This window comes from Embleya sp. NPDC050154, assembly GCF_044460165.1.
Lineage (GTDB): Bacteria > Actinomycetota > Actinomycetes > Streptomycetales > Streptomycetaceae > Embleya.
In genome coordinates this window covers 21,010-41,664 of the sequence record NZ_JBITJP010000037.1, presented here as the reverse complement: position 1 = coordinate 41,664, position 20,655 = coordinate 21,010, and the positions used below count along the sequence as shown (strand labels likewise).

Sequence of the window (20,655 nt, the reverse complement as noted above, 5' to 3'; positions counted from 1 at the left end):
GCACCAAGCTGCGGGCAGCACACCGGGGGCCGCGGGGCCGGAGCAGGCTTTCTCGGTGCCTGTGAAACCCCAACCTTCGCACCGGAGGCAACGGGTGGAGCGGGTGGGTACACATCCCGAGCCGCCTCAATCGCAACCGCCACGCCATGCGTCGAAGCCGGCCCCCGGGCCGGGGGTCGCACCTGGGCCGATCCCGCCGCGCTCCGAACTGGCCCAGGGCGTCGGGCTGTCCCCGTCAGCGACGCGTCGGTTCGCTCTTCCTGGGCGAGTTCCGCTGCCCCTAGGGTGGCACTTCGCTGTCTGGCCTTGGGGGGCTCGTGTCGGATCGTGGTCCCACCCCTGTTCCGCCCGCCATGCGCGGAGTCGCGCTGGACTTCGAACTCGGACCGCGCCGGGGGCTGGTGTGGACCGAACCAAAGCGCTTCCCGTGGATCGTGGTCCTGCTGCCGGCGCTGGTCGGGCTGGCGGTGCTCTGGCTGGGCATCTCGTTCGCCGTGGAGGATCAGCGAACCGAAGGCGCCTGGTACTACTCGCTGCCGCTGCTCATTCTGGGCGCCGCCATATTCGGTGCGGCCGGGTACTTCCTTTTCCTCGCACTCACCAGACGGCAGGCGCAGGTCTGGGTGGGCCACTACGAGCACGGCATCGTCCGGGAGGTCGCCGGGCGGGTACCGGAGCCGTACACCTGGGACGAGATCGACGGCATCCGGCGGCGCAGCGCGAAAGTGACGACCGGGATCACCAGCGCCACCATCCACGAACTCTGGGTGTCTCCGCGTGAGGGCGACGAGATCGAAGTGAACGACGTGTACAAGGGGGCCGCCCGGTTCGCCGACGAGTTGGACAAGGCATTCACGCGGGTACGGCTGCCGCAGGACAGGGACCGGCTCAAGGTGGGCGAACGGGTCGACTTCTTCGGGGCCCACCTCGATCCCGCCGGCGTCGGGTGCCTCGATCAGCGGCTCGAATGGCGCGAGGTCGACCGGGTCACGGTGAAACAGGGTTGGCTGGAAATCCATCGGCGCGGCGACCGGAAGCCGTGGGCCACGCTCCCTGCGGAGGCGGTCCTGAATCTGTCGGTCTTCGTGGCCCTGGCGACGAGGATGCGCCAGGAGGCGTCCGGGAATCGGTCGCGGGCAGGTGATCCGGCGAAGGTCGGCGCTCCGGCGGCGGTTCCCGATCATCGAGTCGAAAGCGGAACGGCCTAGGCGAGGTTCGCCCAGGTGCCGCCGACCATGACCGCCGTGACGGCGGTGAGCGCGTCGATGCGGTCGAGGGGGTCGCCGTCGCACAGCAGGAGGTCGGCGTCGTGGCCGGCGCGGAGTCGGCCCTTGCGTTCGCCGAGACCGACCGCGTCGGCGGCGACGGAGGTGGCCGAGGCGAGGGCCTCGGCTGCCGAGACGCCGCCGACGACCAGATCGGCGATCGCCTGCGGCAGGCTCCCGTGCGGCTTGGCGGCGGTGATCCCCGAGTCGGCTCCGGAGACGATGCGGACCCCGGCCCGGTGTGCGCGGGCCACGTGGGCGAGTCGGACCTCGCGGGTCGCTCCGATGCGCTCCAGCAACTCCCGCACCGCCGGCGGCGGGAGCGCGTCCGGATCGGTACCGAGCGTGGGACACACGGCGATCCGCCGCGCCGCGAGTCGGTGCAGCAGGTCGTCGGAGATCTCCACACCCCGATCGGTCAGGCACGTGCAGTGCTCGATGCCGTCGGCGTGCGCGGCGAGGGCCTGTTCGACAGCGGGCAGGTTGTGTGCGTGCACGGTCACCGGCAGCCCGGCGGCGTGCGCCTCGTCCACGACCAGACGCAGTTCCGGCAAGGTGAATTGGCAGTGCATCACGTCGGTACCCGGGGTCATCGTGCCGCCACTGCCCATGACCTTGACCACGTCCACACCGCGCTCGGCCCGCTCCCGAACGGCCGCGCGCAGTTGATCGAGCCCGACGACCTCGCTGCCGAAGCGCCAACAGTGCCCCTTGGCACTGGTGATCGGCGGCCCGGCGGCCAGGATGCTCGGCGTGGGCAGACCGTCCGCCGCCCGATCGCGCCGGTGCAGCACCGACCAGTCGCGGTCGCCCAGATCGCGCACCACGGTCACCCCGACGGCCAGTTCGCGCCGTAGCGAGTCGGTGATCACGGCGTCGAGTTCCTCGGGGGAGTAGTCCGGCAGCCGGTCGAGCGCGCCGTCGCGACTGTCCCCGCCTAGGTGGCTGTGCAGGTCGAACAGGCCGGGGAGCACGGTCGCCGCGGGGTGTTCGACCAGGCGCCAGCCGTCCGGGATCGGGGATGCGCCGGACTCCAGCCCGACGATGCGACCGTCCTTCACGAAGACGGACACCGGTCCTGGAAGCGCTCGTTCGCCGTCGAAGGCGCGTGCGGCTCGGATCACCAACATGTCGTTCCCGTCCCTTCGGGTCGGTCCCTGGGACAGCACCCTAGTCGCGAAATACCCGGAAGGCCCGGACCATCGATGGCGAACGGGGGCCGGGCCCGACGTCTGCGGCCCGACCCCCTGCCGCGCACCGGACGCCCGTCGGCGGCCGGTCTGCGCGGTGGCCGCCGCACCGGTCCCATGCCCGGTCGGCGGGTCGTGCGCCCTGCGGCGACGGGTCGTTCACCGCATCGGGCAGTCCGGCGAGCACGTACACGGCGGGTTCGTGCTCGGCCACGGGTCACGCGAGGAACGCTTGTGGAGTTGGGGCGGTACGACGACCCGCGTGCCGTCCGGCCCCACCCAGTACACGGCGATCACGATGCCGCTGCCGGGCGGTTCCGGGAACGGATCGCCCTCGGTGGAGGCGAGTTGGGGTGCGGCGGACGCCCGGCGGGGGTGGCTCATGTCGATGCGCCTTTCGTTGGCATGCGGACTCATTGCTGCTGTTTGTACGCCAAGCGTGACGGTGGGCATTTACGATCGGCAGGGGCCGGGGATTGACTTCGTTCGCTTTCAACGCTTTATGGGGGCAATGTGTCCGCCGCCACCGAACTGGACCCCTCGGCGTCCGTACTCACGTTCTATGCGACCGAGTTCAGGCGCGAGCGCGAGAAGATCGGGATGACTCAGCGCGCGATGGCCAAACGAGCCTGGATGGCACCATCGCTGCTCAACAAGATCGAGTCGGCCAAACGGTTGCCGACGGAGGACCTCTCGAAGCTGGCCGACGAACTCTTCGGTACGGGCGACCGGTTCCAGCGGCTGTGGCCGCTGGTGATCCGGTACGCGTACCCGGCGTGGTTCAGGCCGTTCGTCGAACTGGAGGAGGCGGCTTCGATCATTCGGTCGTTCGAGGTGCAGGTTGTTCCGGGATTGCTTCAGACGGAGCGGTACGCGCGGGCGATCTATGCCGCGCGGCGTCCGGACCCGAACGAGCTTGAGGAGCAAGTCACGGCGCGGATTCAACGACAGCGCATCTTCCACCGTGAGGATCCGCCCGAGTTCCGTGCAGTGCTCGATGAGACGGTGCTTCGACGTGTGTGGGGCAACAGGGAGGTCATGCGCGAACAGCTCGAACGTTTGGTAGAGCTCGCGCGCCTACCGCGCTTTGTGATTCAGGTACTCGCATATGAATCCGGAGGCCACGCAGGGGTTGGCGGACCATTCGCTGCGCTTACGCTGGATGAAGGACCAGACGTGGTCTATGTGGACGGATTCTTGCAAGGGCAGATCCTGGCCGCGCCGGCGCACGTGAAGGCAGCTCAGCGAGCTTACGATCTGCTCGTTGCCGATGCTCTTTCGCCCACGCAGTCAGCCGACCTGATCGTTTCCACGCTGAAGAAACTGTGAGCCCATGATCACGAACACAGACCTGGCCAGGCGTTGGCGGAAGAGCAGCTACAGCAGTGACAACGGCGGCAACTGCGTCGAGGTCGCCGACGGCTTCGCGGCCGTCCCCGTCCGCGACAGCAAGGCGCCCGCCCTCGGTCACCTCATCATCGCGCCCGCCTCTTGGACGGCTCTGCTGGTTTCTCTGTACCCGGCGTGACGAATCACCGCGCTTTGCCGCCTACTTCGAGGCGGCGAAGCCCGGATCGCCCGCGAAAGGAACCGTGAGCCTCTGTCCGGCAGCACGCCCAACTGTTGGCGCAAGAGCAGCTACAGCAGCAACAACGGCGGCGACTGCGTCGAGGTTGCCGATGGCTTCGCGGCCGTTCCCGTCCGCGACAGCAAGGCGCCCGCCCTCGGTCACCTCACCATCGCGCCCGCCTCGTGGTCGGCCCTGCTGGACCGTGTACGCAAGTCCTGACGAATCAACGCAACCGGCGAGCCCCAGGCCCGGGGCGTCTTCAGGCGTGGCCGGCCTGGGGTTCGGTTGCGTTGTCGCGTTCGGCGCGCTGCTGTGGTTGCGGCCCCGAGCAGCGGTCAGTCGGCGGATCCGGCTTCCCGGATACTCCAGGACAACGGTGACCAGAGGGTCGAACGCACGGACGTCGTCCGGCCCCGTAGGGGACGTGCGTCGCGTCGCGGAGCGGCGACTCGACCGTGGCTGCGGAGCGGACAGGCAACCCGGCGCGGAGCGCCGGGCAACCAGCCGGCCTCCGGGCAACCAGCCGGCCTCCGGGCACGGCCGGTCTCCGGGCACGGCCGGCCCGCGCCGCGTTCGGGCGGAGTGACCCGCCGTGCGGTCGTCACTACCCGGCCACCCCACCCGCGATCCTGCGTCTCTCGGTCGGTCTCGTCACCACCGCTTGGCGCCGGTGCCGCGAATTTGTCGAGCCGAGTTGCTCGCGAAATTCCCGAGCCGAGTTGCTCGCTTTGGTGTTCGGTAGGGGCGTTCGGTTCCTTCTCCAGCCTTGGGAGATCGCGTGGGTTCCACCATCCGGCACATCACCTTCGATTGCGCTCCGCCGCACGAGCCCTATGAACTCGCGCGGTTCTGGGGGCAGGTGCTCGATCTTCCGGTGCACGCGGACGACTCGCCCGGTGACGACGAGGTCGCTCTGGACACGCCCGCCGGACAGATGACGCTGCTGTTCGTGCGGGTGCCCGAGGCGAAGACGCTGAAGAACCGGGTGCACCTCGACCTGGAGCCCGGGCGTTCGCGCGAGGAGGAGGTCGAGCGGGTGCTCGCGCTCGGCGGCGTGATCGTCGACGACCGGCGCAAGCCGAACGGCCGGGGCTGGGTGGTCTTCGAGGACCCGGCCGGCAACGAGTTCTGCATCGAGGCGAGCGAGGCGGATCGCGTCGCGGTGCTGGAACGAGAGCGGGCGGCGGCCGAAGCCCAGTGAGGCGGCCCCCGATGCTCCTTCGGGTCGACCCCCGCCGACCACCGGCCTGACGAACCACCCGGCTGCGTCGCCCGTTTCCGGGCGACGCAGCCCCGTCACAGGTTGACGGTCGGGTCGGTCAAGGACGTGTGGGTGAGGAATGTACCGTCGGCGGTGTAGACGTCGGCACCGTCGGGCGTTTCGCGTGTGCTCGTCGGGAAGCGGGTCTCGGCCGTGGGTACTTCGAGGTAGTACGCGAACCAACCAGGCTTTCCGTCGAGGGTGAGGGTTTGGGCTTCGAGGGTCCGACCGTTCACGGTGACGAACACTCGGCCCACCGGGGCAGCGCCGCGATAGGCACCGGTGTACAGAGTCGAGTCGGGGCCTTGGAAGACCCGCAGATCGACGTCACCGGGGTGCGACCTCGGATCCAGGACCGCCTCTCCGTACTGGCTGCCGGTGAGCGCGGCGTTCGACACGAAGTGGTAGCCATCCGCGGTGAGCCACGTGCTGTGCCGGAAGCCGGTGTCGACGCGCTGGTCGGCGGCCAGCACGAATGGCTGCACGGTGGGTGGCGGGAGCGGTCGGCGGGTCTGCTCCGGCGCGACGGCCGACCGGTGTGCGGACGGCGAGGAGCCAAGCACGCCGCCCAGGCCCAGGCCCAGGCCCAGCACGCCGAGCGCGGCCACCGTCGCAGCCAGGCCGGCGGCCCGACGCCGGGTGCGCAGCGCTCGGCCGCGGCGCATCGTCGCCTCGATCGGTGCGACGACCACCGGGGCCCGGGCGGCGGATTCGCCGAGCATCGCGCGCAGTACGTCGTGGTCCTCGTTCACCGGGCTTCTTCCTTCGTCAGCGCGTCCGTGTTCCGGAGACCGTGCAACGCGCCGTCCTGGCGCAGCTTCGCCAGTCCCCGGGAGACCTGGCTTTTTGCGGTGCCCAGTCCGACCCCGAGAGCCGCGGCGACCTCCGCCTGCGACATGTCCTCGAAATAGCTCAGCACCACCGCGGCGCGTTGTCGGGCGGGCAGGCGGGCGAGAGCCGTCAGCAATACGTCGCGGTCGGCGAGCCGGCCGGTTCGGTCCGAGGCGGCAACGTCCGGTACCCGGGCGGTGATCCACTCCCGGACGCGGTGTCGCCGATGCCGATCGGTGTGCACGTTGACCATGATCTGCCGGACGTAGCCGTCCATGTTCTCGGTGCGCCGGACACGCTCCCACTTCGCGTAGACCCTGGCCAACGTGCTCTGGGCGAGGTCCTCCGCATCGTGGTGATGGCCGCCGGTGAGGAGAAACGCGGTGCGCAGCAGGTGCGACCAGCGGCTGGTCATGAAGTCCCGGAACTCCGCGTCCTTCGTGGTGTTCAAGCGATTCCCTCAACTGGATGGCCCGGCCGCGCCGGAGATCGGACGGCGTGCCGGTATGCGAGGCGAGCGCTCGCCTCGCATACCGGCACGTCATCGCGCGAACCCCCGCGCGTTCGGTCGAGGGGTCCGGTCGAGCGTCTCTACAGACTCGCGAGCACGGTGCCGTCCGCCGCGTAGACCTTGACGGGAGCGGTGAACGGGGGGTCCCACTTCGACTGCGGGAGGGGCACCACGGGGCCGTCGACATAGAACGCGGACCAGCCCGGGGAGCCCGCGAGGGTCAGCAGCTTCGCCTCCAGCGTCCGGCCCGCCACCTCCACGGTCACGCGGGCGACCACGCCGTTGCCTCGGTATGCACCGGTGTACAGGTTGGATCCCCGACCCTCGTACGCGCGGATGTCGACGGTGCCGACCGGGAAGCCCCTGAAGAGGACGGCCTTGCCGAACTGTGCGCCATGCTGGGCCGCGTTCTGGACGAAGTGATAGCCCTCCGTGGTGAGCCACGTGGAGTTGCCGCCGCCGACGTCGATCCGCTCCTCGGGCTCGACCACGCGCGCCGGCGAGGACACGAGGGGAGCGGCGGGAGCGGCGGGCGCGGCGGCGACTCGGTTCGGCTGCGGATCGGCCGGATCGGCCGGGGTGTCGTCGCCGGACGCGAACGCCACGCCGCCCAAGGCGACCACGGCCGCCGCGCCGAGAGCGGCGACGAGCATGCGGGTGCGGCTTCGCCGCGTGGTCGAGGTCATCGTCATCAGAAGGCTCCGATTGTCGTGCCGAGCAGGTGACTTGGGCCGGATCGTCGACCCGGCCACCCCTCCTGACGGGACCGATCCCGGAAATCGTTGCTCGGCCGAGGACGGATCTTTTCGCGCCCCCAGTCGTGGTGCCGCACCGCCGCACCGCCGCACCGACGCGCGCCATCCCTAGGACCGGCGAGACCGGACCTCCGCCCGCGCCGAGGACTCAGCTCACATCCGCCCGGCGGTGGTGGTGGATCTCGGTCGGCACCGCGGGCGTGGCGTGCGCGCCCGCGCCGTGGCGCAGCAGCCAGGCGGTGGCCTCGTCGCTCGGCAGCGCCTTGGACATCAGCCAGCCCTGGGCCGCGTCGCAGCCCAGTTCGCGCAGACGCTGGTAGGTGGCCTCGTCCTCGACGCCCTCGGCGACCACGCGCAAACCCAGCGAGTGGGCGAGTTGCACGATCGAGCAGACGATCGCGGCGTCCTCCTCGTTCATGGTCAGGCGGGCCACGAACGACCGGTCGATCTTGATCTCGCTCACCGGGATGTGCCTCAGGTGCACGAGTGAGGAGTAGCCGGTGCCGAAGTCGTCCAGAGACAGCCGCACGCCCAACCGGCGCAGCGCGTCGAGTGATTCGGCGGCCCGCTGCGGTTCCTCCAGGAGCACCCGTTCAGTGATCTCCAACTGCAACGCGCCCGCCGCCACCCCGTGTTCGTGCAACCCGGCCGCCACCGAGTCGGCGAACGAGGGCACATGGATGTCGCGCGCGGAGATGTTCACCGCGACCGGGACGTCGATGCCCTCCGCGTGCCAACGCGCCACCTGGTCCAGCGCGACGTCCACCACGTAGCGGGTGAGTCGGGGCATCAGCCCGGTCTGTTCGGCCAGTAGTACGAACTCCTCGGGCGAGACCTGACCCCGGGTCGGATGCCGCCAGCGCACCAGCGCCTCGCAGCCGTCCACCCGACCGTCGGCCAGCCGAATCTTCGGCTGGTAATGCAACTCGACCTCGTGGTTGTCCAGGGCCCGCCGCAGATCACCGAGTAGCAGCAGTTTGTCCCGGGTGTTCACGTCGCGCGAGTCGTCGTACAACTCCACTCCGCTGCGCGAGCGCTTGGCCAAGTACATCGCCACGTCGGCGAATTGCAGCAGTCCCAGCACGTCGGAGGCGTGATCCGGGAAGATCGCGACGCCGACGCTGGCCTCGACGTCCAGCGTCAACTCGTCCAGGTCGAACGGCTCGCCGAGGCGATCGACGATGCGATGGGCGAGCCCGAGGACCACCTCCTGCGCGGTCTGCCGATCCGCGCCCATGTCCAACCCCGGGAGGAGCAGGGCGAATTCGTCACCGCCGAGGCGGGCCACCGTGTCCCCGGGGCGGACCAGCGTCTCCAGGCGCGCGCCGACCTGCTGCAACAGCCGGTCGCCGGCGACGTGTCCGAGCGTGTCGTTGACCTCGTGGAAGCGGTGCAGGTCGAGCAGCAGCAGGGCGACCCGGCCACCTCGGCCGCCGGCCCGGCCCAGCGCCTCCTCGCCGCGCTCCAGCAACAACCGCCGATTCGGCAGGCCGGTGAGCGCGTCGTGCCGCGACTCCTGCTCACGGTCGAAACGCACCATCGTGCTGCGGTAGAGGGTGTGCAGCGGGACCACGAACAGCGGGAGCAGCCAAGGCTGTTCTGCGGCCACGACGGCGATCAGCGGGGACAGGCCGATCAGCGCTCCGTGCGAGACCACCCGTTGCCGCAACTCGGCGCGCACGAGCGTGAACACACTCGTCCCGCGCCAACTCGCCCGGGCCAGCCACCCGGACGTCTGCGACACGGCCGCCATCGCGAGTCCGGCCAGCGCGACCACGGGAAAGTCCACCACGCTCAGCCCGCGTGCCTCGTCCGGACCGGGTTCGATGCCGAACAGCCCGAGCACCACGTCGGCGGCGATGAAGGCGAGTACGTAGTGGCCCATCGTGTAGCCCACCCGCCACCACGAATCGCCTCTGAGCAGGCCGGAGACCAGGACCGGAACGGCCTGCCACAGCGCGGCGACCTGCCACCCGTGCACGAGCAGCAGGCCGAACGTGATGGCGATCGACGGCATGGCGCCGGGGATGTACAACCCCCGGCGCGTGAGCGCCGTGTACACGCCGTCGATCGACACCAACGCGAGCATGATCCACACGCCGGGTGTCAGCGGGACCGGACAGTGACCGTCTGCCAGGGCGATCGTGGGTGGTACGACGAGTGCGAACACGCCGACCAGTGCGACCAACCCGGTGTGGATGAAGAACGCGCGTGGTCGCGCCAGTCGCGACAGGTCCGTCCTGCCGATCCGACCCATGCGCCTGCTCCCTGCGGCCTCGTCGGGCGGCATCCCGGGCGCCGGGACGGGTACGCCTGTGGGGCACCGAGCCCGCCGGGTGGGCAAGCTCCCGCCCAGGGTAGGTCGTTCCGGCATCGCTAGGGAGGGTTATCAGCCGGCACGCTCGGCCACCCACGCACGGGCCGCTTCGGGCCCGTCGGCCAAGAGCACCGCGAAGCCCTCGTCGTCGAGGATCGGCAGCCCCAGTTGCACGGCCTTGTCGTATTTGGAGCCGGGATTGTCGCCGACAACCACGAAGTCGGTCTTCTTCGAGACCGAACCCGTCACCTTGGCGCCGAGCTGCTCCAGGGCCTCCTTGGAGCTGTCCCGGGTGAATCCGACAAGCGTTCCGGTGACGACCGTCACAATTCCGTCAAGCGGGCCGGGAGCCTTCTCCTCGTCCGAACCCTCCTCGGCGAGCCGTACGCCGGCCGCGCGCCACTTCTCGATGATCTCGCGGTGCCACTCCTCGGCGAACCACTCGGTGACCGCCTTGGCGATGATCGGGCCGACACCGTCGACCGCCGCGATCTCCTCCTCGGAGGCCGCCGCGAGCCGATCGAGGTCGTGGAAGCCGCTGGTGATGGCCCGGGCGGTGGTGTCGCTGACGTGTCGGATGCACAGTGCGGTGAGCACGCGCCACAGTGGCTGCGTCTTTGCCTTCTCCAACTGCTCGATCAGCTTGAGCGTGTTGGCCTTCGGCTCGGAGGGCTTCTTGACATTGCCCTCCTTGTCGTAGGTGGCCTTCGACCAGAAGTAGGGGACGAGTTCCTTCTCGTCCTCGGCCGCGCCCTTGCGGTTGACCTTGCGCAGCATCTGCACGTCACGCAGCTGATCGGCCGTCAGGTGGAACAGGTCGGCTTCGGTGTCGAGCACGGACGGGCCCGCGTGCGGGTGGGTCAGCGCGACCGCGGTCTCGTAGCCGAGCGCCTCGATGTCGAACGCCTTGCGGCCGGCGAGGTAGAAGATCCGCTCGCGCAACTGGGCCGGACAGGAGCGCGCGTTCGGGCAACGCAGATCAATGTCACCCTCCTTCATCGCGCGCAGTTCGGATCCGCACTCCGGGCACGTGGCCGGCATCTCGAACTCGCGCTCGCTGCCGTCGCGTAGGTCGGCGACCGGGCCCAGGATCTCCGGGATCACATCGCCGGCCTTGCGCAGCACGATCGTGTCGCCGATCAGCACGCCCTTGGCCTTGACCACCTGCTGGTTGTGCAGCGTCGCGCGGGCCACCACCGATCCCGCCACCGCCACCGGCTCCATCACCGCGTACGGCGTCACCCGGCCCGTGCGGCCGACGCCCACCTCGATGTCGAGCAGCTTGGTGTTGACCTCCTGGGGCGGGTACTTGAACGCGATCGCCCACCGGGGAGCCTTCGACGTCGCGCCGAGCCGGCCCTGGATCGGGATCTCGTCGACCTTGATCACGATGCCGTCGATCTCGTGCTCGACCGAGTTGCGGTGCTCGCCGAAGTAGCGGACGAACTCCTTCACTTCCTCGATCGTGTCGACCACCTTGTTGTGCTGCGCGGTCGGCAGCCCCCACGCGTGCAGGCGCTCGTACGCGTGCGACTGACAGTCGATGTCGAAGCCCCGACGGGCGCCGATGCCGTGCACGATCATGTGCAGCGGGCGGGACGCGGTCACCCGGGGGTCCTTCTGCCGCAACGATCCGGCAGCGGCGTTGCGCGGGTTGGCGAACGGCTTCTCGCCGGCCTCGACCAGGCGCGCGTTCAGCTCGTCGAACTTCTCGATCGGGAAGAACACCTCGCCCCGGATCTCGACCAACTCGGGTACGTCGTGGCCGCCGTCGTCGCGCAACCTCGTCGGGATCTCGGCGATCGTGCGGATGTTCGGTGTGACGTCCTCACCGGTGCGGCCGTCGCCGCGCGTCAGCGCGCGCACCAGCCGACCGTTCTCATACAGGAGGTTGATCGCCAACCCGTCGATCTTCAGCTCGCACAGATAGTGGAACGACCCCGTCCCCAACTCGCGGGTGAGCCGGTCGTCCCACTCGTCGAGCTCGTCCTCGTTCATCGCGTTGTCGAGGCTGAGCAGGCGTTCCAGGTGGTCCACCGAGGTGAAGTCGGTCGAGTACGTGCCGCCCACCTTCTGGGTCGGCGAATCCGGCGTGCGCAGCGCCGGATACTCCTCCTCGATCGCCTCCAGCTCCCGCATCAGCGCGTCGAACTCGCCGTCGCTGACCACCGGCGCGTCCTTCACGTAGTAGCGGAAGCGGTGCTCCTCCAGCTCACGGGCGAGGGTCGCGGCGCGTTCGCGCACCTCGGCCGGGATCTCGTCCACTCCGGTCGTCGCACCAGCCACGTCGTCGCCCTCCAGCGCCACCAGTTCGAATGAGGTTCGTGGCGTCCCGCGGGCGGTCGCCGAGGCGCGCCGCCGCGTTTCGCTACATGGCGCCTTCGGGGTCGTCCCGAAGCACCCGGCCGGCAGCCACGCTGTGGGACAGAGCGGCCCGGGCGTACGCCGGAGAGGCACCGGCGAGGCCACACGTGGGGGTCACCACGACGGCTTCGGCCAGGGACTCCGGCGGGAAACCGAGCCTGTTCCACAACGTTCCGACAGACCTGACGGTACCGGGCGGGTCGGACAGTGGACGCGCTCCCACACCGGGCTTGACCTCGGACGCGTCGCTCTCCGGAGGCAGACTCGGCACCACGCCGGCGAAGAGCCGGAAGCCGGCCTCGACCGCCTCGCCGATCGATTCGTCCTGGGACCGCTGAAGCAGCGAGACGTCGAGCGAGACGCCCGCCGCGCCGGCCTGGCGCAGCAGCGTGATCGGCGTGCCGGGCGCGCAGCAGTGCACGATCGTCGGCACACCCGCGCCCGCGATCACGTCCCGCAGGGTGTCGCGGACCACCGCCTTGTCCACGGCGCGCAGCCGGCCGAAGCCGCTCGCGGTCGGCACGTCGCCGGCGATCACGCCGGGCAGCGCGGGCTCGTCCAGTTGCAGCACCAGGTCGGCGCCGGGGATCCGCCGGGCCACCTCCGACACGTGCAGCCGGATGCCCTCGGTGAGTGACACGGCCAGGTCCCGGCACGCCCCCGGATCGGCCAACGCCTTGTCGCCGTAGGTCAGTTCGATCGTGGCGGCGAGCGTCCACGGGCCCGCGACCTGGAGCTTGAGCGGACCGGTCCAGCCCTGGGTGAACTCCTCCAGGGCGTCCAAGTCCTGGCCCAGGTACGAGCGGGCCCGGCGGTGGTCGCGCCCGGGGCGGTCCACGAAGCGCCACCCGGAGGGCTGTACGTCGGTGTAGAGGTCGACGAGCATCCCGGCCGAGCGGCCGGTCAGGTCGGCGCCCGGACCGCGAGCGGGCAGCTCGGGCAGGTGCGGCAGGTCGGTCAGCAGACCGAGCACCATCTTGACGGTCTCGCGGATGTCCTCGCCGGGCATGGAACCGACCCCGGTGGCGCTGCCGGGTGGCCGGGGAGAAGTACGTTCTGGGGTGTCCACGCCCGGAAGCTTAGTTCGAGGCGGCTCGTGTGCCGCCGGCCGGCGCGGCGGTGTCCGGTGTGGTGTCCGGCGCGCCGGGTCGGGCCGGTGCGTCGGCGGCCGAGCGCAGCGGGACCTCGCGGACGAACCAGGACAAGGCGAACGCGAGCGCGGACAGGATCGCCAGTCCGATCGCCACGCCGTGCAGACCGCCGGTGACCGCCGTGTGGAAGGCGTCCCGCGTGGCGGCGGGCAACTCGCGCAACGCGGCGGGGGTCGGGTCGTCTCCGCCGGCGTGCTCCGGTCCCAGGCCGGCCTCGAAGCGGTGCGCGTACACCGCGCCGAGCAGCGCGACGCCGAGCGAGCCGCCGATCGTCCGGGCGAGCGTCGCGGTACCGCTCGCCGCGCCCAGGTCGCGCGGGTCGGCGCTGTTCATGGTGATCAGGATCGTGCTCTGCATCACGAAGCCCACGCCCACCCCGATCACCAGGGTCAGCGCCGAGGCCACGGCCGTGGGTGTGCGCACGCCCAGGCCGAGCAGCACGAGCGCGCCGACGATCATCACCGCGCCGCCCAGGATCGGGTAGAGGCGGTAGCGACCGGTGCGGCTGATCAGTCGGCCGCAGGCGATCTGTACGCCGAGCATGCCGAACATCAGCGGCAGGAGCAGCAGCCCGCCCGCCGTGGGCGAGGCGCCTCGGACGAACTGCATGTACTGCGGGAGGTAGTTGCTCGCGGCCATCATCACCGCCCCGACCAGGAAGCCGAGCACCTGTGCGACGGCGAAGTTGCGATCGGCGAACAGCCGGGGCGGGATGATCGGTTCGGCCGCGCGGCGCTCGACCGGGACGAAGGCGGCCAGCGTGACGACGGTGAGCGCGGCCAGGCCGAGGATCTGCGGCGAGGTCCACGCGTACGTGGTGCCCGCCCAGCCGGCCAGCAGGGTCAGCGCGACGATCCCGATGGTCAGCAGCGCGGCGCCGGCGTAGTCGATCCGGGCCCTGATCCGCACGGTGTCGAGCCGGATGCCGAAGCCGACGATGGCGAGCGCGAGCAGTCCGATCGGCACGTTGACGTAGAACGCCCAGCGCCAATCCAGGTGATCGGTGAGGAAACCGCCCAGCAGCGGCCCGCCGATCAGCGCGATCGGCATGATCGCGCCGAACAGCGCCTGCACCCGGCCGCTGTCGCGCGGCGGTACGAGCACGCCGATCAGCGCGAACGCGCCGACCATCAGTCCGCCCGCGCCCAGTCCCTGGACGGCGCGGAAGGCGATCAACTCGTTCATGTCCCGGGCCATCCCGGAGAGCATCGAGCCGACCAGGAACACGCCGATCGAGGCCGTGAACACGCCCTTGCGACCGTAGAGGTCGCCGAGCTTGCCCCAGATCGGTGTGGTCGCGGCGGCGGCGAGCAGGTAGGCGGTCACCACCCAGGACAGCCGGTCCAAGCCGCCGAGGTCGCCGACGATGGTGGGCAGCGCGGTGCCCACGATGGTGCCGTCGAGCATGCCCAGGAACATGCCGAGGACCAGGCCGACGACGCCGAACGGGATTTTGCCGGGTGGGGTCTCGGATTCGTGTGACATGGCGCTTCCCTCGTGGCGGGTGGTCGGGTTCGTAGGCGTCGTCGGGTTCGGGGAGGGTCGTCGGGCTCGAAGGCCGTGGAGGAGTCAGGCCGCGTACGGGCGGACGGCCTTGGCGTCGCGCAGGGTGTGCGCCCACCACACGAGTTGGTCGAGCATGGTCTTCGCGGCGGCGTCCGAGGCCGGGTCGACGGCCTTGCCGTCGGCGTCGAACTTGTCCCAGTGGCCGTGGAAGCTGACCGTGTCCCGCACGGTGACCGCGTGCAACTCGGCCAGCACGACCCGAAGCTGCTCGACCGCGCGCAGGCCGCCGGAGACCCCGCCGTAGGACACGAAGCCGACCGGCTTGGCGTGCCACTCCCGGTTGTGCCAGTCGATCGCGTTCTTCAGCGCGGCCGGGAAGCTGTGGTTGTACTCCGGCGTGACGATCACGAACGCGTCGGCGGCGGCCAGCCGGGGCGAAACCTCGGCGAGCAACTCGGCGGTGCCGGGTGCCGGCGGCTGCCCGAAGGCCGGGAACACGGTGGGCAGCGGGGTCTCGATCAGGTCGACGACGTCCACGGTCAGATCGTCGCGACCGGCGGCGTGGGCGCGGGTCCACTCGGCCACGATGGGCGCGAAACGGCCGTCCCGGGTGCTGCCGACGATGACCGCGAGGCGCAGGGGGGTGGTGGCGGGCATGCCGGCTCCTTGATGTTGTGTGTACAACGTATCTGTTGAAATACAACGTACACATGAGGGTGTACGACGTCCACTCTTGATACGTTGTACGCACAGCGGCAGTGCATCCGCGGCATCCGCCGTATCGCCGCGTCCACGCACTTCGGGAGGACCGCGCTCATGGCCGGGCAGAAGAAGAAGGCGGCACCGGCCGAAGCGGGGCCGGAGGCAGGGTCGGACACGGCGTCGGACGCGGGCGGCGAACCCCGGGTCTCGCTGTGGGAACGGCTGGAGAACCCGAGTCCCGCGCCGCGCACCGTGCTCACCCCGGCGCGGATCGCCGAGGTCGCGGTCGGGATCGCCGACGCCGAGGGCATCGACGCGGTGACGATGCGGCGACTGGCGACCGAACTGGGCGTCGCGCCGATGGCGGCCTATCGGTACGTGTCGGGCAAGGACGACCTGTTGGAGCTGATGGTCGACCGGGTCTACGGCGAACTGCCCGCGCCCGAGACCGGCGCGGGCTGGCGGGCGACGCTGCGGACGCTCGCGACGAACACCCGCGACATCGTCCTGCGGCATCCGTGGCTGGTGCTGTTGCCGTCGGCGCGCGCGGCGATCTCGCTCACCCCGAACCGGCTGGCGGTGGTCGAGTGGGGGATGGCCGCACTGGCCGAACTCGACCTTCCGCCGGACGAGTTGATGGTCGCGGTGGACACGGTCGGTGCGTTCGTTCAGGGCCGCACCGCCTCCGAGGTGGCCACCCGGCGGCTGATGGAGGTGCGGGGCGCGGCCGACGGCCACGCACTGCGAACGCAGCTCGCCCCGGAGATGACCTACCTGATGAAGACGGGCCGCTACCCCACCTTCCACGCGTACCTCGGGGCCGCCCGGCGCAAGGACGATCCGCGCTGGCAATTCGAAACCGCCCTCGACTGCATCCTCGACGGCCTCGCCACCCGCCTGGGCATCTGACCTCGCGAGACGGGTTCGTCATGTACTGCATGTACATCTGATACATTTGTGACATGAGTGAGCCCGTGATTGCCTCCATGGCCGAGGTCCGCAGCCACCTCGCGGACGTCCTCGATCGCGCTCGGCGGGACGAGACGCCGACGATCATCACGCGACGGGGGAGGGAGGAGGCCATCGTGATCGATATCCACGAGTACCAACGCCTGCGGCAGCTCGCGGACCGAGTCGAGGACTCCTGGCTCAACACGCTGGCGGACGAGTCGGAATCCGAGGGCGTCGAAGGGTCGGTTTCCCTCGAGGAGATGGCCGCCCTGCTCCGGGCCCAACAGGGCTGATTCCGCATGGGTTACGTCACGCGGTTCACCCCGCATGCCCAGCGGGATCTGCTCAAGATTCCCCGTCCCGACGCCGTGCGGATCCTCCATCGCCTGACGGAACTGCAGAGGGCGATGGACGAGGGGGACACCGCGGCCTTCGACATCAAAGCCCTACAGGGGCACAGTTCGCGATGGCGTCTCCGCGTCGGGGACTACCGGGTCGTGTACACCGTCGAACATGGCCAACTGATCGTATGGGTAATGGTCGTCGGCAATCGCCGCGACGTCTACCGCGGCCGGTAGGGCGGCCCGAAGCCGCGTCACGGCCCGTGGTGGCGACAACCGGCTCAGGCGACCTCGCGAGGCGCCAGCCGGAGTGCGTCCACCGCCATCCTGGCGGCCGTTCCGATCACCGCGTCGGCGGCCGGGAGTGCCGCGGACGTGTCGGCGGACCGGGTGCAGATCGCGATCGCGTACCGGCCGCCGTCCGGATACTCGACCACCCCCGCCTCGTGCCGCAGCGTGGGCAACGTCCCGGTCTTCCCGGACACCCGCACGTCGTCGAACGGGAAGCCGGACGCCATCCGATGCGACCACGCCTGAAGGCCGAGCACCCGCCGCAGCCCCACCCCGTATTCGCCGGTACACGCCTCGTCCCGCCAGATCGCGCCCAGCAACCGGGTCAGGTCACGCGGCGTACCCCGGTTGGACCGGCTCGGGTCCAGCGCCCGCAGCCGGGCCACCACGGTCGGGTCGACCAGCGCGGCCGGGCCGCCCGGCCCCGCGTCCGCCCGCAGACCGGCGTACATCTCGCGCAGGGGCTCGATCGCCACCGTGCGGGTCAGGCCCAGTTCGAGCATCGTCGCGTTGACCGTGTCCAGGCCCAGGGTGTCCCACAACGCGTCGGCCGCCGCGTTGTCGCTCACCGCGACCGCGAGCGACGCGAGGTCGCGCAGCGACATGGTGACCGGGTCCAGCATCGCGGCCACGCCGGTACCGCCCGGACTGCGCGCCGCGCCCGCGGGCAGCTCGATCCGCTCGGTCAGCTCGACCCGACCGGCCGCCGCCTCCCGGAACAGCGTGGTGACCAGACACAGCTTGTGCAGGCTCGCCGTGCTGTACAGCGTGTCCGCGCCCAGATCGACTTCGGCGCCGGTGTCGATGTCGACCGCGTGCAGCACACCGCTCACCCCCGCGTCGGCGAACGCGTCGGCGATCCGAGCCCGCGCGGCACGCCGTCGGCCGCCGTGCGAGCCGTGCGAGCCAGGCGCGGATCCGGGCCGGGTCACAGCGGGAACTCCGAGGCCGGACGCGGAAAGAGCGGCCGCCCGGGATGATCGGCCAGGACACCGGCATGCCGCCGCAGCGCCGCGTGCGCGGTCTCGGCGAACGCGCGTACGGCCGGCCCGTCGGTGCCCCGCGGCCACGCCGTCGAGGTCCGCCACGCGAGCGGCCCGCCCGCCAACGGGCGCCACACCGTGCCCGGCTCGGGCGCGGTCTGCGGGACCAGCGCCACCGCCGCGCCGGACAACACCAGGGCCCGGGCGAAGTCGCCGCCGGGCACGTCGTGCACGACCGCCGGCGTACACCCGTGTCGGGCACACGCGGTCAGCGTCTCGTCGTACAGCGCCGGGGCGAACTCTCGCGGGAACAGCACCAACTCACACCCCGTCAGGTCGGCGAGCGCGACCTCGGTCGGGGTCGCGAGCGGATCGTCGGCGGCCAACAGCACGCCGAGCGGTTGACGCAGCATCGGGCCCACCTCCAGGTCGGCCACCGCGCACGGATGCCGGACCACGCCGACGTCCAGGGTGCCGGCCGCCAACTCGCGCAACTGCCGGGTGGTGGTCAGCTCGCGCAACTCCAAAGCGCCGCCCGGCGAACGCTCTCGGAAGCCGGTCAGGATCGCCGCGACCGCCGCACCACCGAGATCGGGCGGGACCGCCGCGCGGATCGCACCGGTGGTCCCACCGCGCAGCCCGGCCACCGCGGCACCGAGCCGGTCGGCGGCGCCGAGCAGCTCGCCCGCCTCGGCCAGCACGACCCGGCCCGCCGGGGTCAGCACGACGCCTCGGCTGTTCCGGTCGAACAGGCGCACGCCGAGTTCGCGCTCCAGCCGCTGGATCCGCTGGGACAACGACGGCTGAGCCATGCGCAGGCGCTCGGCGGCCCGGCCGACATGTCCTTCCTCCGCGACGGTCCGGAAGTACCGGAGATGTCGGAGCAGGTCCATGGCCGGCGATGATAGCCGTCCGACTATCGCTCCCGGCCCGATCACGATCCCGGAGCGGGCGGGCGACTCGCGCCCGAGGGCGGTACCGACCCGACCGGTGGGCGGCGCCGATCCGACGCCGAGCCGCTTCGGCCGACACAACGCGGGGCCCGCTCGGATCCGTCCCGAACGAGCCCTGCGTCGTGCGACCGGGCCCCGCGTCCTGCGCCGACGTCAGGTTCCGAAGGCCAACCCCACACTTCGACCTATCTCGCGCCGCTGGAGGTAGAAACAGGCCTTGTGCGGCTCCGCGCCGTGTTCGCCCGTGTATCCACCACGCAGCACCGGCCCGCCCTCCGCGGGAACCGGGAACATCCGTGACAGGGTGGGATCGGCCGCCACGAGGTCGTCGCGGTCGGCCAGGTTCACCCAGTTCTCCACGAACGCCGGCGGCTGCGCGGGCTGCGGTCGCACCCACGAGTCGACGACGGTGTCCGGGCCCAGCGGCGACCCGAGCGTGATCAACAGCGGCAGTGGTCTGCGCAGCCGGTGCGCGAGTTCGTAGGCGACCACCGCACCGAGCGAGTGCCCGATCACCACCTTGGTGTCGAAGCCGATCTCGGCGCCGACCCGATCCAGCACCCGATTGCGGGTCTGATCATCCGTCAGGTAGCGGGTGAGCTGGGTCAGCGCCTTGTTCACGAAGCCGCCGGCCGAGCCCGGGCCGTCGGCGGCGAACCAGCGCAGCCCGGCCAGTCCGCAAGTGGGGGAGAGCACGACGGTGCGCCCCGTCTCCCCCGGCCCGCCCTCCAGGCGGGCGATCTCCCGTGCCGCACGCTGTCGTTCCGGCGGGACCGAGCCGCGAACCGCGGCGCGATCCAGCCATTCGCGACCTATGCGCGCGGTCACCTCGTGCTGGATGTCCTCGTCGATCATCTCGCCCTGCGACGGGTGCCGGCGGAGCAGGTCACCATAGAACGCCATCCGCGCGTCGATTCCGCGACGGGTGTGGCGGTACTTCCACAGCCGGTCCGCGACCTCGGGAAACCCCGCTGCCTTCACTCCCCGGGCCAGACGTGGGACCCACTCCTCCTCGAGTGTGTGGGCCGACCTGTATTCCTGCGCGATCCCGTGTACCAGCACGATGGCGGCCATCGTGTCCCCTCCCAAGCCCCGAGTCCTTGACGAGCGCGCTCTCGGACGCCGGGCCCAAGAGTTGTGCGAAGGGCCGATCGACGCGGGGGGACGCAGACCGGAGAGTGGCTTCGCAAGGTTCTCTTACCCAGTCGGTAACGGAAGTTGGCATTTGAGTGAAGTTACTTCCGGGTTGTTCGACGAGATGTGCCATCCGGCCGGAATTATTCGCACCCGGGGTACCGCCGGCTCGGGGCCGGCGGGCGGGTCGCGAGGCGCCGGCGGGCCGCGCCGATGTCGGCCATCGGGCCAATAGACTGGCCTGCATCACACCCGTCAAACCGAAGGAACCCGCTGCATGCCTGGCATCACGCGCGAGGAGGTCGCCCACCTCGCCCGGCTGTCGCGGCTGGAGCTCGGGGCCGAGGAGCTTGATCACCTCGCCGCGCAGCTCGACGACATCATCGGCGCGGTCGCCCGCGTCGCCGAGGTCGCAGCCGACGACATCCCGCCGACCTCGCACCCGCTGCCGCTGACCAACGTCATGCGGCCGGACGTCATCCGCCCCGGGCTCACCGCCGAGGAGGCGCTGTCCGGTGCGCCGGCCGCCGAAGAGCAGCGTTTCCGGGTGCCCCGCATCCTGGGAGAGGAGTGACGGCC

22 protein-coding genes are annotated in these 20,655 nt (G+C 70.7%); 9 read left to right on the top strand and 13 right to left on the bottom strand.

What is annotated here, in order from left to right:
- Nucleotides 1-353: 353 nt before the first annotated feature.
- Complete coding sequence (locus ACIBSV_RS45550; protein ID WP_395873416.1) at nt 354-1,208, top strand: DUF6585 family protein; 855 nt, start codon at nt 354-356, stop codon at nt 1,206-1,208.
- Here the strand turns inward: ACIBSV_RS45550 and ACIBSV_RS45545 are convergent.
- Both ACIBSV_RS45545 and ACIBSV_RS45540 read right to left on the bottom strand, forming a co-directional pair.
- Nucleotides 1,205-2,395: an amidohydrolase family protein gene (locus ACIBSV_RS45545; protein WP_395873415.1), complete on the bottom strand. Its 1,191-nt coding sequence runs from the start codon at nt 2,393-2,395 to the stop codon at nt 1,205-1,207. The genes ACIBSV_RS45550 and ACIBSV_RS45545 overlap by 4 nt on opposite strands.
- A gap of 219 nt (nt 2,396-2,614) precedes the next feature.
- Nucleotides 2,615-2,839: a hypothetical protein gene (locus ACIBSV_RS45540; RefSeq protein WP_395873414.1), complete on the bottom strand. Its 225-nt coding sequence runs from the start codon at nt 2,837-2,839 to the stop codon at nt 2,615-2,617.
- Nucleotides 2,840-2,968: 129 nt separating this feature from the next.
- Between ACIBSV_RS45540 and ACIBSV_RS45535 the strand changes: the two genes are divergently transcribed.
- The 4 genes from ACIBSV_RS45535 to ACIBSV_RS45520 all read left to right on the top strand — a co-directional run bounded on the left by ACIBSV_RS45535 (nt 2,969) and on the right by ACIBSV_RS45520 (nt 5,226).
- The gene (locus tag ACIBSV_RS45535) at nt 2,969-3,784 is read left to right on the top strand and encodes a Scr1 family TA system antitoxin-like transcriptional regulator (RefSeq protein WP_395873413.1); all 816 of its coding nucleotides are present in this window, start codon (nt 2,969-2,971) and stop codon (nt 3,782-3,784) included.
- A 4-nt stretch (nt 3,785-3,788) separates the two neighbouring features.
- On the top strand, nt 3,789-3,983 hold the full coding sequence (locus tag ACIBSV_RS45530; RefSeq protein WP_395873412.1) for a DUF397 domain-containing protein: 195 nt from the start codon (nt 3,789-3,791) through the stop codon (nt 3,981-3,983).
- 3 nt (nt 3,984-3,986) lie between these two features.
- Nucleotides 3,987-4,244 (top strand): DUF397 domain-containing protein, encoded by a 258-nt coding sequence (locus ACIBSV_RS45525; protein ID WP_395873467.1) that lies wholly within the window; start codon nt 3,987-3,989, stop codon nt 4,242-4,244.
- Between the two features lie 559 nt (nt 4,245-4,803).
- A complete protein-coding gene (locus ACIBSV_RS45520) occupies nt 4,804-5,226 on the top strand; it encodes a VOC family protein (RefSeq protein ID WP_395873411.1) in 423 nt (140 codons plus the stop codon).
- A 95-nt stretch (nt 5,227-5,321) separates the two neighbouring features.
- Here ACIBSV_RS45520 and ACIBSV_RS45515 read toward each other — a convergent pair whose 3' ends face one another.
- From ACIBSV_RS45515 to ACIBSV_RS45480, 8 genes are all read right to left on the bottom strand, one after another.
- Nucleotides 5,322-6,038 carry a hypothetical protein gene (locus ACIBSV_RS45515; protein WP_395873410.1) on the bottom strand — a complete coding sequence of 239 codons (717 nt, stop codon included), beginning with the start codon at nt 6,036-6,038 and terminating at the stop codon, nt 5,322-5,324.
- Nucleotides 6,035-6,568, bottom strand: coding sequence for a SigE family RNA polymerase sigma factor (locus ACIBSV_RS45510; protein ID WP_395873409.1), 534 nt, complete (start codon nt 6,566-6,568; stop codon nt 6,035-6,037). Before ACIBSV_RS45510 ends, ACIBSV_RS45515 begins: the two co-directional genes overlap by 4 nt.
- A 140-nt stretch (nt 6,569-6,708) precedes the next feature.
- The gene (locus ACIBSV_RS45505; RefSeq protein ID WP_395873408.1) at nt 6,709-7,320 is read right to left on the bottom strand and encodes a hypothetical protein; all 612 of its coding nucleotides are present in this window, start codon (nt 7,318-7,320) and stop codon (nt 6,709-6,711) included.
- A gap of 211 nt (nt 7,321-7,531) precedes the next feature.
- Nucleotides 7,532-9,640, bottom strand: a complete 2,109-nt coding sequence (locus ACIBSV_RS45500; protein WP_395873407.1) for a putative bifunctional diguanylate cyclase/phosphodiesterase — start codon at nt 9,638-9,640, stop codon at nt 7,532-7,534.
- A gap of 132 nt (nt 9,641-9,772) precedes the next feature.
- Nucleotides 9,773-11,986 carry an NAD-dependent DNA ligase LigA gene (ligA, locus tag ACIBSV_RS45495; protein WP_395873406.1) on the bottom strand — a complete coding sequence of 738 codons (2,214 nt, stop codon included), beginning with the start codon at nt 11,984-11,986 and terminating at the stop codon, nt 9,773-9,775.
- A gap of 82 nt (nt 11,987-12,068) precedes the next feature.
- Nucleotides 12,069-13,073, bottom strand: coding sequence for a methionine synthase (locus ACIBSV_RS45490; protein ID WP_395873466.1), 1,005 nt, complete (start codon nt 13,071-13,073; stop codon nt 12,069-12,071).
- Between the two features lie 70 nt (nt 13,074-13,143).
- A complete protein-coding gene (locus tag ACIBSV_RS45485) occupies nt 13,144-14,700 on the bottom strand; it encodes an MDR family MFS transporter (protein ID WP_395873405.1) in 1,557 nt (518 codons plus the stop codon).
- A gap of 84 nt (nt 14,701-14,784) precedes the next feature.
- On the bottom strand, nt 14,785-15,378 hold the full coding sequence (locus ACIBSV_RS45480) for an NADPH-dependent FMN reductase (protein WP_395873404.1): 594 nt from the start codon (nt 15,376-15,378) through the stop codon (nt 14,785-14,787).
- Nucleotides 15,379-15,462: 84 nt separating this feature from the next.
- Between ACIBSV_RS45480 and ACIBSV_RS45475 the strand changes: the two genes are divergently transcribed.
- From ACIBSV_RS45475 to ACIBSV_RS45465, 3 genes are read left to right on the top strand one after another with little or no spacing between them, the layout of a single operon-like run.
- Nucleotides 15,463-16,332 carry a TetR/AcrR family transcriptional regulator gene (locus ACIBSV_RS45475; protein WP_395873403.1) on the top strand — a complete coding sequence of 290 codons (870 nt, stop codon included), beginning with the start codon at nt 15,463-15,465 and terminating at the stop codon, nt 16,330-16,332.
- Between the two features lie 53 nt (nt 16,333-16,385).
- Complete coding sequence (locus ACIBSV_RS45470; protein ID WP_395873402.1) at nt 16,386-16,667, top strand: type II toxin-antitoxin system Phd/YefM family antitoxin; 282 nt, start codon at nt 16,386-16,388, stop codon at nt 16,665-16,667.
- A 6-nt stretch (nt 16,668-16,673) separates the two neighbouring features.
- Nucleotides 16,674-16,952: a type II toxin-antitoxin system RelE/ParE family toxin gene (locus tag ACIBSV_RS45465; RefSeq protein ID WP_395873401.1), complete on the top strand. Its 279-nt coding sequence runs from the start codon at nt 16,674-16,676 to the stop codon at nt 16,950-16,952.
- A gap of 44 nt (nt 16,953-16,996) precedes the next feature.
- On the opposite strand, the gene ACIBSV_RS45460 is transcribed toward ACIBSV_RS45465, so the two are convergent.
- The 3 genes from ACIBSV_RS45460 to ACIBSV_RS45450 form a co-directional block, all read right to left on the bottom strand.
- A complete protein-coding gene (locus tag ACIBSV_RS45460; RefSeq protein ID WP_395873465.1) occupies nt 16,997-17,866 on the bottom strand; it encodes a serine hydrolase in 870 nt (289 codons plus the stop codon).
- A 68-nt stretch (nt 17,867-17,934) separates the two neighbouring features.
- Nucleotides 17,935-18,882, bottom strand: coding sequence for a LysR family transcriptional regulator (locus ACIBSV_RS45455; RefSeq protein ID WP_395873400.1), 948 nt, complete (start codon nt 18,880-18,882; stop codon nt 17,935-17,937).
- 213 nt (nt 18,883-19,095) lie between these two features.
- A complete protein-coding gene (locus tag ACIBSV_RS45450) occupies nt 19,096-20,016 on the bottom strand; it encodes an alpha/beta fold hydrolase (protein WP_395873399.1) in 921 nt (306 codons plus the stop codon).
- Nucleotides 20,017-20,353: 337 nt separating this feature from the next.
- Here ACIBSV_RS45450 and gatC point away from each other — a divergent pair, with 337 nt between their 5' ends.
- Nucleotides 20,354-20,650 (top strand): Asp-tRNA(Asn)/Glu-tRNA(Gln) amidotransferase subunit GatC, encoded by a 297-nt coding sequence (gene gatC / locus ACIBSV_RS45445; RefSeq protein WP_395873398.1) that lies wholly within the window; start codon nt 20,354-20,356, stop codon nt 20,648-20,650.
- Nucleotides 20,651-20,655: the final 5 nt, after the last annotated feature.